This is a genomic window from Pedobacter insulae (genome assembly GCF_900113525.1).
Taxonomy (GTDB): domain Bacteria; phylum Bacteroidota; class Bacteroidia; order Sphingobacteriales; family Sphingobacteriaceae; genus Pedobacter; species Pedobacter insulae.
Map to the genome: position 1 here is coordinate 253,059 of NZ_FOPP01000001.1, position 16,020 is coordinate 269,078.

Consider the following 16,020-nt stretch of genomic DNA (forward strand, 5'->3'; position numbering starts at 1 on the left):
GCGGAAAATCAAGAGATGAACAAGAAAACGGAATTTATAGATTGGGGGCTAATAGATTATCAGCAAGCCTGGGATAAACAGGAAGAAATCTTCACAAGTACTGTAGCCTTGAAAACGAAAAACCGCACTGAAAATATTGGACTTCCGACTTCTAATTATCTGGTTTTTTGCGAGCATCATCATGTGTATACCTTAGGTAAAAGCGGACATCCTGAAAATCTATTATTAGATGAAGCAGGGCTTAGAGAGAAAGAGGCTACCTACTATAAAATCAATCGGGGGGGCGATATTACCTATCATGGCCCCGGACAAATAGTTGGCTATCCTATTTTAGACCTGGATAATTTTTTTACGGACATCCATTTATACTTGCGGACGCTTGAGGAAGCCGTGATTTTAACCTTGGCAGACTATGGTATTGAAGCTGGGAGATATGAAGGGTTTACAGGGGTGTGGTTGGATGCTGCGAATGATAAAGCGAGGAAAATTTGTGCCTTAGGCGTTCGCTGTAGCAGATGGGTAACCATGCATGGTTTCGCTTTTAATGTTAATACCGACCTAAACTATTTCAAAAACATAGTGCCTTGTGGAATTGACGACAAAGATGTCACCTCCATGGAAAGGGAATTAGGAAGGCCTTTGCCCATGGAAGAAGTAAAAGCAAAGCTGAAAGGACATATAGCTTCGCTCTTTAGCATGGAACTGGTTTAGTTCATTATTCAAATTTTAGCGAGCCTAAGTACTTAACCTTAAGTACAATAATTAATCTTTAATAAATTTTGATGTTTTAAGATAAAGTTTATCTTTACTTTATAAACTAGACTAAAAACAAATTATGGACTATTCTTCAGATTATTCAGATGCTGGATCAGGCATTTTGGCGGGTATCGGTGCCACTTTCATTATTATTTACTTAGCGATAATCGTAATAGCGATCGCGGGAATGTGGAAGGCCTTTGAAAAGGCGGGAAAACCGGGGTGGGCAGCGCTTATCCCAATTTACAATACTTATATCATGATCGAGATTGTCGGAAAACCAACTATCTGGCTATTGTTCTGCTTGATCCCCTGTGTAAATATTGTATTTGCCATTTGGTTGCTAAATTTGGTAAGTAAGAGTTTTGGCAAAGATGAAGGCTTTACTGTCGGCCTAGTGTTATTAGGCTTTATCTTTTGGCCAATATTAGGTTTTGGTAGTGCCAGATATATAGGTCCATCTGCTGCAGAAGCTAAACGAGGCTTTGGGAATCCCTTCGATCCAAATAATCCTTATAATCAACCCCCAAATAATCCACCGGTTTAGTTAGCCTAAATGTTAGTGTTTTTGTCATTTGTTTTTATTGAAGCGAAAAGTTTTTTTGTGCCTTGTCCAGTCAAGTGGCTTACAGGAGTAGATTGTCCTGGTTGCGGTTTTCAACGGTCTGTATGGGCCTTAATAGAGGGGGATTTTGCGAAAAGCTTTGAGCTCTATCCTCCAACACTGTTTTTTTTGCTGAGCTTTACTGCGGCAATATCAGTGTATTTACTTAAGTTGAATATTGAGGCTAAGCTGCTAAAGATGTTGTATTTTGCAACCGGCATCGTGGTGGTTATAAATTATCTTTTTAAACTTTTGATGCTTTGAAACCAAAAATCACTGACAGTTCTGCGTTAACATATCTTGCTTTGGGCGATTCGTACACAATAGGGGAAGCAGTTTCACAGAGCGAATCATTTCCCTATCAGGTTGCTGCTCAATTGAAATTGCAAGGTATGAATGTTGCCAGCCCCAAGATAATTGCTAAAACGGGGTGGACAACCGACGAACTGCAGGCAGCGATTAAAGCGGAGGAGCTAACTGAAAAATTTGATATAGTTACCTTACTAATTGGGGTAAATAACCAATACCGTGGTTATTCAAAAGATACCTATCGAAAGGAGTTTAAAGAATTGCTCCAAACGGCCATCAATTTTGCTGGTGGAAATGTTAATAAGGTATTTGTGATTTCCATACCCGATTGGGGAGTAACACCATTTGGTAAGGGGAGTGGTAGGGACACTAAACTAATTGCTGAAGAAATTGATGCATACAATGTGATCAATAAGGAAGAGACCCTTGCTTTAAAGGTAAGTTACACCGATATCACTCCCGGTTCACGAAAAGCGGCAACAGATTTATCCTTAGTAGCTACTGATGGCTTGCATTATTCCGGCAAGATGCACTTGCAATGGGCATTGAGCTTGCCATTAACACTCAGGTAAGCTAATTGGAATATTTGTTGCCAAACCTCCATCCGAAGTTTCCTTATATTTAGAGTTCATATCAAGCGCAGTTTCCCACATCGTATTTACCACAGCATCTAAACTTACTTTAGCCTTGTCGGGGTTGCTTTGTAGGGCAAGCTGACTAGCGGTGATGGCTTTTATGGCGCCCATCGTATTCCGTTCTATACACGGAACCTGTACCAGCCCGCCAATCGGATCGCAGGTTAAGCCTAAGTGGTGCTCCATGGCAATCTCGGCCGCCATTAAAACCTGGCGCTGAGAACCTCCCAGGCATTCGGTTAATGCTGCTGCAGCCATGGCTGAACTAACCCCAATTTCTGCCTGACATCCGCCCATCGCTGCGGAAATAGTAGCCCCCTTTTTAAAGATGCTACCAATTTCGGAAGCACAGGCAATAAACTGGATGATTTTGTCTTCTTTATAACCATCGCAGAAAGCGATAAAATAATGCAAAACCGCTGGGATTACTCCCGCCGCTCCATTTGTAGGTGCGGTAACTACACGGCCAAAAGCCGCATTTTCTTCATTTACCGCTAGGGCGAAACAACTTACCCAATCTAAAATATAATTAAAACCATTCCCGCCAGTTCGAATGGCATCGATCCAACTTTCGTAGTCGGTATAAGTTTTGCCTGCTAAAAGTCTTTTGTTTAATGCTGCAGCTCTTCGAGCTACGTTCAGCCCACCTGGTAAGAACCCAGGAGTATGGCAGCCTCTATAGATGCATTCTTTCATCACCTGATAATGCTGCAGGATGCCTTTTTTTGTTTCCTTTTCTGGTCGCCATGCCGCCTCGTTTTCCATCACAACTTCACTCACCTTTAGGCCAGTCGACAGGCACCAATGCAAAAGTTCACTCGCTTTTTCTACTGGAAAAGGAAGATCTACTGTTTCTTTTTCGCTGCCACTTTCTCCCTCTTTTACTACAAATCCACCGCCAATAGAATAATATGTTTCTGAAACTGCTTTTCCAGTGGCTAAAAATGCTTGGAATGTTACCGCATTAGGATGGAAAGGTAAGCTCTCGGCAAATAAAAAAATTAAATCGTCAGTGTAAGAGAACTCAATCTTTTGTGTTGCAGCTAGCTCCAATTCTTTTGTCTGCTTAATCGTTTCAATAGTGCTATCAATTTGGTTTACGTCAAAAGTAACGGGATCTCCACCCGCCAAGCCGAGCAAAATAGCGATGTCTGTACCATGTCCTTTTCCGGTTTTAGCAAGAGATCCATAAAGTAAAATTTTTACCTGCACTACATCGCACAACAGGTTTTGTTTTTTAAGGGATTCTGTAAACTGCTGGGCCGCGCGCCAGGGACCGAGGGTATGAGAACTTGAAGGGCCTATTCCTATTTTAAAGATATCAAAAACTGAGATTTGTTCATTTGGCATAAACAAATTTACGATAGTTTTTAAGATTTATGGCAAGCACTTGATAGATAAGCGCTAAAAATCAAACTCCAGTATCTTTTTATCCCGCAACATTTTATCTACAAATTTTTTGTGGTTTTTTGGGCTTCCTACTGCAGTCCACGAACCAGTAATAATGCCGTCAGCTAGTTCTTGCTTGCCACGATGGAGCTTTAACCTAGAGGTTCTAATATAATCTTCATAAGAGTCGAGACTTTCATTTTCATATTTTTTTACGATGCGGTAAGTTCTTTGGGTGTGATGATGTTCCACGAAACTTTCTACAAAGGGAAAAATTAGCAAAGCCGCTAATACGACTGCGGTAACTCCAATCGATTGAACATAGTACCCACCACCTACAGCCATTCCTATCGCAGCTACGATCCATATTACACAAGCCGTTGTGAGTCCTTTAACCCTATTTTCCTCTTTAAAGATTACCCCAGCGCCCAAAAAACCTATTCCAGTTACAATATTGGAAGCTATCCGATCTTGGCTGCCCAATCCAATTTTAATAGACAACACAGTGAATAGGGTCGAGCCTAAACCAATCATGATCATCGTTTTTAGCCCAGCCTGTTTCCCTCTAAACTCTCTCTCTGTTCCAATTAATCCGCATAGTAGCGTAGTCATTAAAAATTTATTCACTTCACTTTGTGTAATAAAATGAGCGCTGTCTAGGTATTCTTGAATTAACAAAAGCATAGGCCTATAAGGTTTTTATCTAAGATAAGTTAAAAGCGGGTCAATTTGTTTAGGATATAAAACAAAAATCCCCCAAAACTTTCGTCTTGAGGGATTTTTTATATTGGGAGCAGAAATTACATCATACCGCCCATGCCGCCACCACCCATTGGTGGATGTGCGTGACCAGCATCAGCTGCTTCAGGCTCATCAGCCAAAACAACTTCTGTAGTCAATAACATCGCTGCAATTGATGCTGCATTTTCTAAAGCAACACGACCCACTTTAGTTGGATCAATTACACCAGCTCCGATTAAGTTCTCATAAGCATCAGTACGTGCGTTATAACCATAATCTGCTTTACCTTCTTTCACTTTCTGTACTACAATTGAACCCTCAATACCTGCATTTTCGCAAATTTGACGTAATGGTTCTTCAATTGCACGACGAATGATTTGAATACCTGTATTCTCATCATCGTTTACTCCTTTTAAGCCAGCTAAAGCTTCAACTGCACGGATGAAAGCAACGCCACCACCTGCAACGATACCTTCTTCAACCGCAGCGCGAGTTGCGTGTAATGCATCATCCACACGGTCTTTTTTCTCTTTCATTTCTACCTCACTTGCAGCACCTACATAAAGTACAGCAACACCACCAGAAAGTTTAGCTAAACGCTCTTGTAATTTTTCTTTATCGTAATCAGAAGTTGTAGTTTCTATCTGAGCTTTGATTTGGTTAACGCGAGCTTTGATGTCTTCCGACTGGCCAGCGCCATTAATTACCGTGGTATTGTCTTTGTCGACAACAACTTTTTCTGCCGAACCTAAATAAGTTAAGTCAGCATTTTCTAATTTATAACCTCTTTCTTCAGAAATTACAATACCGCCTGTTAAGATCGCGATATCTTCTAACATTGCTTTTCTTCTGTCGCCGAAACCTGGAGCTTTAACAGCAACAACTTTCAGTGAGCCACGAATTTTATTTACTACTAAAGTAGCTAAAGCCTCGCCATCTAAATCTTCAGAGATTATTACTAATGGTTTACCAGTTTGTACAGTTTTCTCTAAAACAGGCAACAATTCTTTCATGTTGCTGATTTTTTTATCATAGATTAAAATGTAAGGGCTTTCTAATTCCGCTTCCATTTTATCTGCGTTAGTTACAAAGTATGGAGATAAATAACCTCTGTCAAATTGCATACCTTCCACTGTTTTAACTTCAGTTTCTGTACCTTTTGCTTCTTCAACAGTAATTACACCATCTTTACCTACTTTTTTCATTGCCTCGGCAATTAAAGCACCAATAACTTCATCGTTATTAGCAGAGATAGATGCTACTTGTTTAATTTTGTTGTTATCATCGCCAACTGCTTGCGATTGTTCTTGCAAGTTAGCTACTACAGCTGCAACAGCTTTGTCGATACCACGTTTTAAATCCATTGGATTTGCGCCAGCAGCAACATTTTTAATCCCAGCAGTAACAATTGCTTGCGCTAAAACAGTAGCAGTTGTTGTTCCGTCACCTGCAATATCAGCAGTCTTTGAAGCAACTTCTTTAACCATTTGAGCACCCATATTTTCGATTGGGTCTTTTAATTCTATTTCTTTAGCTACCGTTACACCATCTTTTGTAATCGCTGGTGAACCGAATTTTTTGTCGATAATTACGTTACGTCCTTTTGGACCTAAAGTTACTTTTACAGCATTCGCTAAAATATCAACTCCTCTTTTCAGGGCGTCTCTAGCTTCAACGTTATATTTTACTTGTTTTGCCATTTTCTTTTATTGTTTGAATTTTTTTATAATGTGCCTAAAATATCAGAATCTCTCATGATTAAATACTCAGTACCTTCGATGGTAACTTCGGTACCACCATATTTGCTGTATAAAACCTGATCACCAACTTTCACACTTAGTGGGATTAAATTTCCGGTTTGGTCGGCATATTTACCTGGACCAACGGCAACAACAACACCCTGTTGCGGTTTTTCTTTAGCTGTATCAGGGATGTAAATACCAGAAGCTGTTTTTTCTTCTGCAGCAGCAGCTTCAACAACTACTCTATCTGCATTAGGTTTAAAGTTCAAAGCCATAAATACTCTTTATTTTTAGTTTTAATAATTGAATTAATTCGCATAGTTCTTTATACGACATAATTGTTTTATCAGTTTTTATGCCAAGCCTGTTTTGCTTGCCAAATTTACATTAGCTGTCAGTTAATGATTTAAGGAGTGAATTTGGAGGTGTCAGTCTGGCAGACCGCAGTTTTTGAGTTTTCTGTTTTTGGGCGCTCAAGCGGGCTTTCCGTTGCAAGTCCTCGCTCGTGCCTCGCTGTGGGCTTTTCACTTCAATCCCTAACGCGAAATTAGGTAAGTGGATATGGCTGCTATAAAAAAGTTAAACTGATCGCGTTTTTAAAAATTCAGAAAACAATAAAACAGATTATCACTTAAGCAGCATGAAAGAAATAGCTTAAACTGTTAATGTTGCAGATGGCTAAGCTATAGTCGTCCATATAGAAATATTTAGCATACAGGTAGGAAACAGCCAAAACGCAAAGTACTATCAATACTATAAATATTCTTGGTTTTAATTTGTTGAATACGCAGAAACAAATAATTATGAGGATTAAAAATAACCAGCTTCTGAAAAATTAGATATTGGTCTGCATATCAACATTCCCTTGTTGTTTCTTTTTTAACAGCGAATTTAATTTTTATTCCTTTCTATCTTCACTCTTTAGGGAGAGTTTTTAAGTTGAAATAATCTTGATTTTTTTGTTCGTTATAAATTATATTGTTTGCTCTGAAATGCTTATAACTGAAAATTCCTCATTTTTAGTTTCTTTTAGTCTTAAAAAAAACGAGTGGCCTGTTGATCTAAAAATCAAATCCACAGAAACAATATTCTCACCCTCATTTTTAATGGTAATTATTTCTACAATCGGTATGGGCTTAAATATGTCCATGTTTTTCATCAACAAGTAACTGTTTGTTGTGTCTGGTAGTATAATAGCTCTTGTACCTCTTACTACGATTTGCTCTTGAAAAGGGTTACTTTTATAGTTTATAATCTGTAGGGGCTGATTGTGGTATTCTTTTACAAGTCGCTGATGGTTTAGGATGTAGTTTAAGGAAGTTTCTAATACTTTAGCTGAATTAATATGATTTTTGTTGCCATTGTTTTTACACACTGTAAAGTTGGCGTATAAAAAAAACATTAGAACGTAAAATTTAATTGCTCTTTCCATAGAATATATAACTATAGTTGCCAGCATTCTCTCCATGAATAACTAAACCAAATGCAGATTTTTCAAAAGCATTTCCATATTCATAATTTCTGTCTAAATTGTTAGCAGCACGGGCTTGATGGACGAATTCATGTAATACTGTAACCCCTAAGAGGAATGCAGTTGCTTGTCTAGTACTCAGTAAATTTGCAGCTTCCAAACCTCTAACCCAACTTGCGTCAATGTTTATAACATTAGGGTTTTCGTTTCTGTCGAAATACCCATATCTACCAGTTAGATCCTTCACGACTATCGTAGGGCCTTCTCCAAACGCTAATTTTTCTAATATCTTGCTTTCTGTAAGTCCGCTCCAATCTTTTAATGCGTCTAATATTTTTTTATCATTTTGTACATTATTCTTTAATTCTTTAATCAAGTTAGTGAATTTCGGATATTTTTTTTGTGAAAGAAAATCTAGGATGAATTGATTTATAAATGGGCTGCCTTGTTCTAAACTATCACATTCCGTCGGCGGAAGTATCATTATTTTATTTCCCCTAGGTTTTTTACTGGATACCAAAGGGGGTTCTGTTGGGCCCTGGGGACAAGGTTCATAGCCAGGTGGGGGAGTAGGTGTTGTACCGCCACCACCACCGATTGGATCCGGAACATCGAAACATTCTGTAACAATTGCCTCAAATAACATATAGCCTGCTGACAGGTCGCCGGTTAAGGTACAGTTGTTGTCGCCTGGATAATGTTCACCAGAACCACAGGTATAAGGAAGTTCAAAATAATAAGATGTATTGATACAGGTTTGTGCTACCGCTATTACATTTTGGTTGCTTTTCTTATTCGACGTTGGTAAATTGGTTGAGGTAACGCCATTATTTAAATTCAGATACTTAACATTGATATTTCCCTCAAATTTCCCAGGATGTCCTTTCTTATAATCTGCAATCCATTTTTTAGTGGGGGTATAGGTGTTGACAAAAGCAATCGTTCCGGCGGTGCTCTCATCGATCGTTAGATTCTGAAAAGAAACTGCTCTTTTGCTAGAAAGTACTACTGGAAAAATATACATCGTATGTCCCTTATCTTTAATTACTTTGATGCTGTCGGTAATAATCTTAAACCCTAGATAAGTTTCATCTGTTTGTATAGATGCTACATTAGATTTTGAAGGCTTTACAAATTCTTGTTTCAATAATGAAGCATAAATGCTATCATGGTCAACTTTAAATTGAATTTTACATGAGGGGGAGTAGATAATTTCTTCATAAATTGGTTCGGTTTTCTTAAAGGTATAAAAATTAATCAATACAAAAAACTCCCTAACTTAACTAAGGTTTTCAAGTTGAAGTAAGTGACCAAAGGGTCTTAACAATTACACTAAAATGTAGGGAAGCAATGGATGGAGTGTAAAACTTGGGGACGAATAACCTGATCTTCATTGCGAAGCACTTTGCCTAGTATTGGCCTAAGTACTGTCTTTCTTCAGGCTTTAGGTCTAACAGAGTCTAAGCATATCCTGAGCAAAGTCTAACAAATGTCTGAGCGGTAGTAAGGGTAGCCTAAGCTAAGCCGCTTATAAGCTTGATATGTGCGCAAGCTACGCATTGGTTAAAACAAAAAAACTCCCTAACTAAAGCCAGGGAGTTTAATAGACTTGTGTTTCCACAAATCGGTAAATGTCTTTTTATTTTTTTGTGGTATCGCCAGTTTTTGCTGGAACTGCACTTGAGCTTGGAGCTGCACTTCCAATTGGAGAAGGGGTAGCCGTTTTATCAAGTTGTTCTTGAACTTTAGAAGTACCCCCTGTTGCGCCACCACCAGATTTACCTATCGTAGTAAGTGTTAACGAAAGAACTACAATGATGGTTAATAATACCCAAGTTCCTTTTTCCAATACATCACCAGTACGTTGTACACCAAACATATTACTGCCTGATCCGCCAGTTGCTAAACCGCCACCTTTAGGGTTTTGAATAAGTACAAATAAGCCAAGGGCTACACAAAAAATAATTAATAAAATAATCAATAAGGTTGTCATGCTATAGTATGTTGTTAAATTTTCTTTTCTAAAGACTGAATAAGGTCGGCAAAGTAACGGCTTTTTTCTGGAAATTTCAAACTTAATTTTTCATAAGTATCTATTGCCTTGTGATAAAGCATCTGCTCGATGTAAATGGACGCTAGCGTTTCCGAAACCAAGTCATAATTATCTTCGGCACTTTTCTTCGCCTTGTTTTCTGTATTGATCTGTTCAGGCTTTAAAGCCTTAATTTGCGGATCATTTTTAATAAAGGAATCTATAAGTGCTGTTCCTTTTGGCTGCGCCTGAAGATTGACAGGTCCCCGTTTTGCCTCTTCTCCCACATTAAAAGGAGTCTGCAAATGGAAGATGTGCTCTACATATTGGTGCTGAAGCTCCCCAATTGGCGCCGAATGTTGTTGTTGCTTAGCGGTAACATAGGGTTGAAATATCTGCTCATGCTCTTTACGCGTTTTTGCTAACCACCATAAAAAAGTATAAGGTAGCTTATCATCATCATATTTACTTACAGTGCTTTGGGCCTCCGCTTCCTGGTTATATTCCTCGGGCTGGGTAACAACTACAATACTATCGCCTTTATGAAGCGGGTCGGCTTGCTCAGTGCTAAAATTTTGCTCAAAGGCAAAGAAATCCGATGCTACTATGCTCTCGATTGCGAGTTCATCTGGTACAAATAAAGAAGTATCTACTTCTGCAATCTCTTCAAAAACTTCTTCCTCATTTTCTTCCTGCTTAAACGAAGTTGGCGCTACCTCACTAATTTCTTCAAAGGTTTCCTGCTCATCATTCACCTTATCCTGCACATCCGCCTCAACTAAAGTTTCTGGCCTAAACATCATTTGATAAGTTAAAGCTCCGCCATTGTAAAGGCTTGCCGTTGCTAATGCATGCTCATAATTTGAAGTACCTTGACTGGCCTTTGCCAAAAGCAAATGCAAGGGCTGGTAGAATGGATAAGTTTTAATCAAATCGGTTAACAAATCCATATGCGCATCCGAAACCATTGCCGGCCTTGCAAGTAAATCTGTTAGTTGTTTTTTGATTTCGATAGTTAGCTCCATGTTGTTGCTAAGTTAACAATTGAAAGTAGAAATCCTCTACCATTGTGCAAATGCAGCGTTAAAAATATTTTCTGTAAGCTGATCGATTATTTTTTTATTTAATGATTGTTGATAAGCACCGGCCAGGGGTTGCCCAGCTTGATAGTCGGTAAAGGCGGTGAAACTTTGTTCAAAAGGCTTTGAATTTCCTTGAACGGTAGTAGTATATTTAACCATTACCGTGATGGTTAAACGCGTAGCGCCTGCAACAGGTTTGGTATTATCCTGTATGGCAATTGGCCTAATGTCATAATCGGTTATTTTTCCTTCAAATTTTGCCTGCGCACCGTTTTTGCTAATGTTGAGCTTGCTCTGCGTACGAATTCGGGTCATAAAAGCTTCCGTAAGGGTATTGCTTAAAGTCGGATCTACCAATGGAGCTAAATTCTCAAAAACAGGCACCTCTACTGTTTTCAACTCTGGAGGGATGGATGCACCATTAAATTTATAGCTGCAACTGCTAAGGATAAGTACTATACAGGCAAATAATAGGTTCTTCATTTATCTTTTTTCTATTTAACTCAAATTAAGTTCTTTTATTTTACGATAAAGTGTTCGCTCCGAAATGCCGAGTTCTTGTGCCGCAAATTTACGTTTACCCTTATGCTTCTTTAATGCTTTCTTAATCAAATCAGATTCTTTATCAATAAGCGATAAAGATTCTTCGATTTCCTCCGCATCATGGGCGTAATTATATTCGTTGGGCTGATTTTGGGCCGGATGTTTAATGGTCAACGTAGCCTCATTATGATTGGGTAAGTCTACTTCCTGATAAAGCTGATTGATATATTGAGGGTTGTCGGCCATAATATGGGCAGTGTTCCCGCCATTTTGAATAATCTCTGCAACGAGTTTCTTCAGCTCCATCATGTCCTTTTTCATGTCGAAAAGCACCTTGTATAAAATATCTCGTTCCGAAAAATCTTCTTTGTTCGATCCGTTGATAGCCATCGGTAAATTACTTCCCGATTCATTCGGAATATAATTTAACAGGGCTTGGGCACTTACATTTCGATCCTTCTCCAATACACAAATCTGCTCGGCGATATTTTTTAACTGCCTAACATTTCCCGGCCAGCTATAATTGCTTAGCATCTGAATAGCATCGGGTTCCAGGTTAATACCCGGACTACGGTATTTATCGCTAAAATCGGCAGCGAATTTCCTGAACAGTAAATAAATATCTTCCTTTCGCTCGTTAAGCGGTGGGATACGCAAAGGCACAGTATTTAAGCGATAGTATAAATCTTCTCTGAATTTGCCCGATTTAACTCGATTGTAAACATCAACGTTTGTCGCCGCAATAATCCGTACATCAGTTTTTTGAACTTTCGAAGAACCTACCCGTAAATATTCTCCACTTTCTAAAATACGCAATAAACGAGCTTGCGTACCTAAAGGTAATTCGGCCACCTCATCTAAAAATATGGTTCCGCCATTGGCAACTTCAAAATAACCTTTACGGGCTTCGTGAGCTCCGGTAAACGATCCCTTTTCATGCCCAAATAACTCCGAATCAATTGTTCCTTCTGGAATAGCACCGCAGTTAACGGCAATAAAAGCTCCATGCTTACGGGCACTCATTTGGTGAATGATGTGAGAAAATACTTCCTTTCCACTACCACTTTCGCCGGTAATTAACACAGACATGTCTGTGGGCGCCACTTGTCTGGCGGTATCTATAGCACGGTTTAATAGCGGTGAACCACCAATTATGCCGAACCTGTTTTTAATATCTTGTATATCCATTTAGTACTTAGTCATTAGTATAAAGTATTTAGATTTCAATTACACGCCCTATTAAAGTAGCCGAAGTACATCTTTCTATATAAACATTTGCGTATTCGCCTGGTTTTACCGAATCGGTAACAGGGAAAACTACCATCGCATTTTCGTCATTGCGACCTCTATATTCTTTATCCGATTTTTTCGAAAATCCTTCAATTAAAACCTTTACCGTTTTGCCAACAAAATCTTCTAAACAGGCCAATGAATCTTCCTGTTGCTTTTTGAAAATTTCTGCTAAACGCCTTGCCTTTACCTCCTCCGGAACATCGTCTATATATTTTCTGGCAGCTAAAGTTCCCGGACGCTCTGAGTAAGAAAAGGTGTAGGCAAAATTATATCTAGCATAATCCATAATGCTTAAAGTATCTTGGTGCTCTTCTTCTGTTTCCGTACAAAATCCTGCAATAATATCGGCAGAGATCGCACAGCCGGGAATAATACGGCGAATGGCATCAATTCTGTTCATATACCACTCACGCGTATAGGTACGGTTCATCAATGCTAAAATCCTTGAGTTTCCAGATTGTACCGGTAAATGTATATAATTACAAATGTTGTCGTATTTCGCAATCGTATATAATACCTCGTCAGTAATATCTTTAGGGTGTGAAGTAGAGAAACGGACTCTCAAATCAGGATGTATATCAGCCACGGCAGCTAATAGCTGCGCAAAATTCATTGAATCAGCATCCATCACTTCATTTTCATTTCTGCGTGTGCCGGGCAAGTCTGTTTTATTGATCAGGGCTTCTAACAACGCATCGCCAGTTAGCGTGTTCATCTCATCTTCTAAGTCGCTCTGCGCAACTTTATTTTCTTTAGGTTTACTCCAATGATAAGAATCAACGTTTTGTCCTAATAAAGTTATTTCGCGATACCCTTTAGCAAACAAATCTTTTGCTTCAGCAATGATAGAATGCGGGTCTCTACTGCGTTCGCGTCCACGTGTAAACGGCACTACGCAAAATGAGCACATATTATCACAACCACGCATAATGGTCACAAAAGCAGTAATGCCGTTGCTATTTAACCTAACCGGACTAACGTCTGCATAAGTTTCTTCACGAGATAATATTACATTTACAGCTTTATGTCCATCCTCCACCTGGCTAATAAGTCCTGGTAAATCCCGGTAAGCATCAGGACCTACTACTACATCCACCAATTTTTCTTCTTCCAAAAATTTAGCTTTTAACCTTTCAGCCATGCAGCCTAATACGCCGACTATTAATTTAGGATTTCTTCTTTTTTCTACGCCGAATTGCGATAAGCGATTGCGAACACGCTGCTCTGCATTCTCACGAATAGAGCAAGTATTGATGAAAATTACATCTGCTTCATGGTAGTCGCCAGTGGTTTTAAAACCTGTATCAGCTAAAATTGAAGCAACAATTTCGCTATCGGCAAAATTCATCTGGCAGCCATAACTTTCTATGTAAAGTTTTCTCCCGTCGGCTTTCACTGGGGCATCAATTACTAAAGCTTCACCTTGGCGCTCTTCATCGTGGGTCTTATCTGTTAGCTGAAAATCAATCATTAATATCAATAAATATGGGGTTCAAAAGTAATAAATTTTATTGGTAAATGACAAATTGTCATAACATATTAAGGTCAATAAATGAGCTTTGAACCAAATAGCATGCAAACCTTTTGCCTTTCGAAATGTTGTAAGCACACAAACAAAATTTATGAGCTTGCACAAAAAACGAACAATTTGGATTTGGCTTGGAGGTATTTTAGGGGGATTGGTTTTGCTAAGCGGCATAGCTGCCCTTTACTTAAGTGCTCGTTGGAAGCCCCTGCTTTCCGATAAAATTAAAGAAGGTGTTTATAGTGGATCATACGGATTATATAGGGTAGATTTCAGGGATATCCATTTGAACTTGTTTACCGGAAGCGTGGTGTTAGATACCGTTACCCTTATTCCGGATACGGTTGCCTATAACAGGTTGAAGTTTTTAAAAAAAGCCCCAACACATTTGTTTAGGGTTAAAGTAAATCATTTGAAACTTAGCCGGGTAGGGATTATGACCGCCTATTTCAAAAAGCGGATCGAGATGAACGCAATTATTCTCGATCATCCTTCTATTGATATGATTTATCACAAGGTTCCAAAAAGAATAGACACGCTGGTAGATGATAGTACCCTCTACCAGCAGATCTCAAAATCGCTTAAATCTATCCAGGTTTCTACTATTAAGGTTATCGATGCCAACTTCGATTATTACAGTGGATCAAAGAAGTTGAACGCAGTTAAACATTTGTCGGTAAACGTTAAAGATGTATTGATTGATTCTGCTTCTCAATATGACACAACCAGGGTGTTAAATGCGAAGAATATCGGTTTCGAGTTAAATGGATATCGAGCCCCAACAAAGGATAAGATGTACACCCTTAAAATAGATTCAGTGAGCGGCTCTATCAACAGTCGAATGTTGAAAGTAAAGGGGCTACAATTAATTCCCATGTATCCGGATTTAACTTTCAGCAGAAAGTATGCTACTCAAAAAGATCGATATGATTTTAATTTTAATAGCATAGAGGCTTCGGGTGTCGATTTCATCAAATTAAGTAACGAGGGAAGCCTGTATGCCCGGCAAATAAAAATTGGCCCTGCTAAGGTTCAAGTTTTTCTAAATCGCGCACTTCCTTTGCCTAATTTTGACAAAGGGAAAAACTACCCTCATAATGCCTTAAAAAGATTACCTATTGAAACGGTCGTAGAAACCTTAAGCTTAAATAAAGTCGACATTGCCTATACAGAATTTAATCCAAAGAACAACGAGCGAGGAACCTTAAAACTTGATAATTTAACAGGTAACATTCTGAATGTCACTAACGATTCGTTGCGATTATCCAAAAACAATCACGCCAAAGCAGATTTAACAACCTATATACTTGGTGCGGGCAAATTGAATGTTAAAATAGATTTTAATTTAACTGATGCCGCTGGTTCGTTCAGCTATACAGGCCATGTCAGCCCATTCAATATGCAGATTTTAAACCCTCTTTCGAAAAGCCTGGGCGAAGTGGAAATTGAAAGCGGAAATGTAAAACAGGTAGACTTCCATATTACGGCAAATGAACGCGGCTCTAAAGGCAAAGTACAATTTTTATATACAGGTTTAAAAATTAAGCTTTTAAAAGATGACGAACAGGGCAAGGCTGAAAAAAAAGGCTTGCTGTCATTTTTAGCTAACACAATTTTGATCAAAAATGACAACCCCTCTAAAGGAGAGCCTGCGAGAACGGCCAATATTACTATGGATAGGGTTCCCCAGGCTTCATTCTTTAATTTAATGTGGAAAAGCGTTTTCGTGGGAATTCGGGAAATTGTTGGTATTGGCGTAATTCCGATGAAGCCTATGGCCAAACCCCAAACAAGTAAAAAAGAAGAACGCCAACAGAAAAGAGCTGCAAGACGTACCGAGCGGGAAAAAAGTTAAAATAGGTTAATTAACTAGGTTCACATATAATTGAAACGTATAT

The 16,020-nt window shown here is 38.8% G+C and carries 16 protein-coding genes; 5 read left to right on the forward strand and 11 right to left on the reverse strand.

Annotation, left to right across the window (positions count from 1 at the left end):
• Nucleotides 1-15: 15 nt before the first annotated feature.
• From lipB to BM207_RS01165, 4 genes are all read left to right on the forward strand, one after another.
• Entirely contained in the window at nt 16-711 is a 696-nt protein-coding gene (gene lipB / locus BM207_RS01150; RefSeq protein WP_090991720.1) for a lipoyl(octanoyl) transferase LipB, read from the forward strand.
• Nucleotides 712-835: 124 nt separating this feature from the next.
• The gene (locus tag BM207_RS01155; protein WP_090991721.1) at nt 836-1,303 is read left to right on the forward strand and encodes a DUF5684 domain-containing protein; all 468 of its coding nucleotides are present in this window, start codon (nt 836-838) and stop codon (nt 1,301-1,303) included.
• Nucleotides 1,304-1,312: 9 nt separating this feature from the next.
• Entirely contained in the window at nt 1,313-1,624 is a 312-nt protein-coding gene (locus BM207_RS19415) for a DUF2752 domain-containing protein (protein WP_090991722.1), read from the forward strand.
• The gene (locus BM207_RS01165) at nt 1,621-2,241 is read left to right on the forward strand and encodes an SGNH/GDSL hydrolase family protein (RefSeq protein ID WP_090991723.1); all 621 of its coding nucleotides are present in this window, start codon (nt 1,621-1,623) and stop codon (nt 2,239-2,241) included. The genes BM207_RS19415 and BM207_RS01165 overlap by 4 nt, the downstream gene beginning before the upstream one ends.
• On the opposite strand, the gene BM207_RS01170 is transcribed toward BM207_RS01165, so the two are convergent.
• The 11 genes from BM207_RS01170 to BM207_RS01220 all read right to left on the reverse strand — a co-directional run bounded on the left by BM207_RS01170 (nt 2,227) and on the right by BM207_RS01220 (nt 14,068).
• Entirely contained in the window at nt 2,227-3,654 is a 1,428-nt protein-coding gene (locus BM207_RS01170; RefSeq protein ID WP_090991724.1) for an L-serine ammonia-lyase, read from the reverse strand. The two genes, BM207_RS01165 and BM207_RS01170, sit on opposite strands and share 15 nt — an antisense overlap.
• A gap of 54 nt (nt 3,655-3,708) precedes the next feature.
• Nucleotides 3,709-4,377: an MgtC/SapB family protein gene (locus BM207_RS01175; RefSeq protein ID WP_245767999.1), complete on the reverse strand. Its 669-nt coding sequence runs from the start codon at nt 4,375-4,377 to the stop codon at nt 3,709-3,711.
• Between the two features lie 116 nt (nt 4,378-4,493).
• On the reverse strand, nt 4,494-6,134 hold the full coding sequence (gene groL, locus BM207_RS01180; protein WP_090991725.1) for a chaperonin GroEL: 1,641 nt from the start codon (nt 6,132-6,134) through the stop codon (nt 4,494-4,496).
• Nucleotides 6,135-6,157: 23 nt separating this feature from the next.
• A complete protein-coding gene (gene groES / locus BM207_RS01185) occupies nt 6,158-6,451 on the reverse strand; it encodes a co-chaperone GroES (RefSeq protein ID WP_090991726.1) in 294 nt (97 codons plus the stop codon).
• Nucleotides 6,452-7,149: 698 nt separating this feature from the next.
• The gene (locus tag BM207_RS01190; RefSeq protein WP_090991727.1) at nt 7,150-7,578 is read right to left on the reverse strand and encodes a hypothetical protein; all 429 of its coding nucleotides are present in this window, start codon (nt 7,576-7,578) and stop codon (nt 7,150-7,152) included.
• 13 nt (nt 7,579-7,591) lie between these two features.
• Nucleotides 7,592-8,908 (reverse strand): hypothetical protein, encoded by a 1,317-nt coding sequence (locus BM207_RS01195; protein ID WP_090991728.1) that lies wholly within the window; start codon nt 8,906-8,908, stop codon nt 7,592-7,594.
• 378 nt (nt 8,909-9,286) lie between these two features.
• Nucleotides 9,287-9,640: a preprotein translocase subunit SecG gene (secG, locus tag BM207_RS01200; RefSeq protein ID WP_090991729.1), complete on the reverse strand. Its 354-nt coding sequence runs from the start codon at nt 9,638-9,640 to the stop codon at nt 9,287-9,289.
• 14 nt (nt 9,641-9,654) lie between these two features.
• A complete protein-coding gene (locus BM207_RS01205; protein WP_090991730.1) occupies nt 9,655-10,704 on the reverse strand; it encodes a hypothetical protein in 1,050 nt (349 codons plus the stop codon).
• 36 nt (nt 10,705-10,740) lie between these two features.
• The gene (gene lptE / locus BM207_RS01210) at nt 10,741-11,244 is read right to left on the reverse strand and encodes an LPS assembly lipoprotein LptE (protein ID WP_090991731.1); all 504 of its coding nucleotides are present in this window, start codon (nt 11,242-11,244) and stop codon (nt 10,741-10,743) included.
• Between the two features lie 15 nt (nt 11,245-11,259).
• Nucleotides 11,260-12,492, reverse strand: a complete 1,233-nt coding sequence (locus BM207_RS01215; protein WP_090991732.1) for a sigma-54 interaction domain-containing protein — start codon at nt 12,490-12,492, stop codon at nt 11,260-11,262.
• Nucleotides 12,493-12,520: 28 nt separating this feature from the next.
• Nucleotides 12,521-14,068 (reverse strand): MiaB/RimO family radical SAM methylthiotransferase, encoded by a 1,548-nt coding sequence (locus tag BM207_RS01220; protein ID WP_090991733.1) that lies wholly within the window; start codon nt 14,066-14,068, stop codon nt 12,521-12,523.
• Nucleotides 14,069-14,219: 151 nt separating this feature from the next.
• Here BM207_RS01220 and BM207_RS01225 point away from each other — a divergent pair, with 151 nt between their 5' ends.
• Nucleotides 14,220-15,977, forward strand: coding sequence for a hypothetical protein (locus BM207_RS01225; protein WP_090991734.1), 1,758 nt, complete (start codon nt 14,220-14,222; stop codon nt 15,975-15,977).
• Nucleotides 15,978-16,020: the final 43 nt, after the last annotated feature.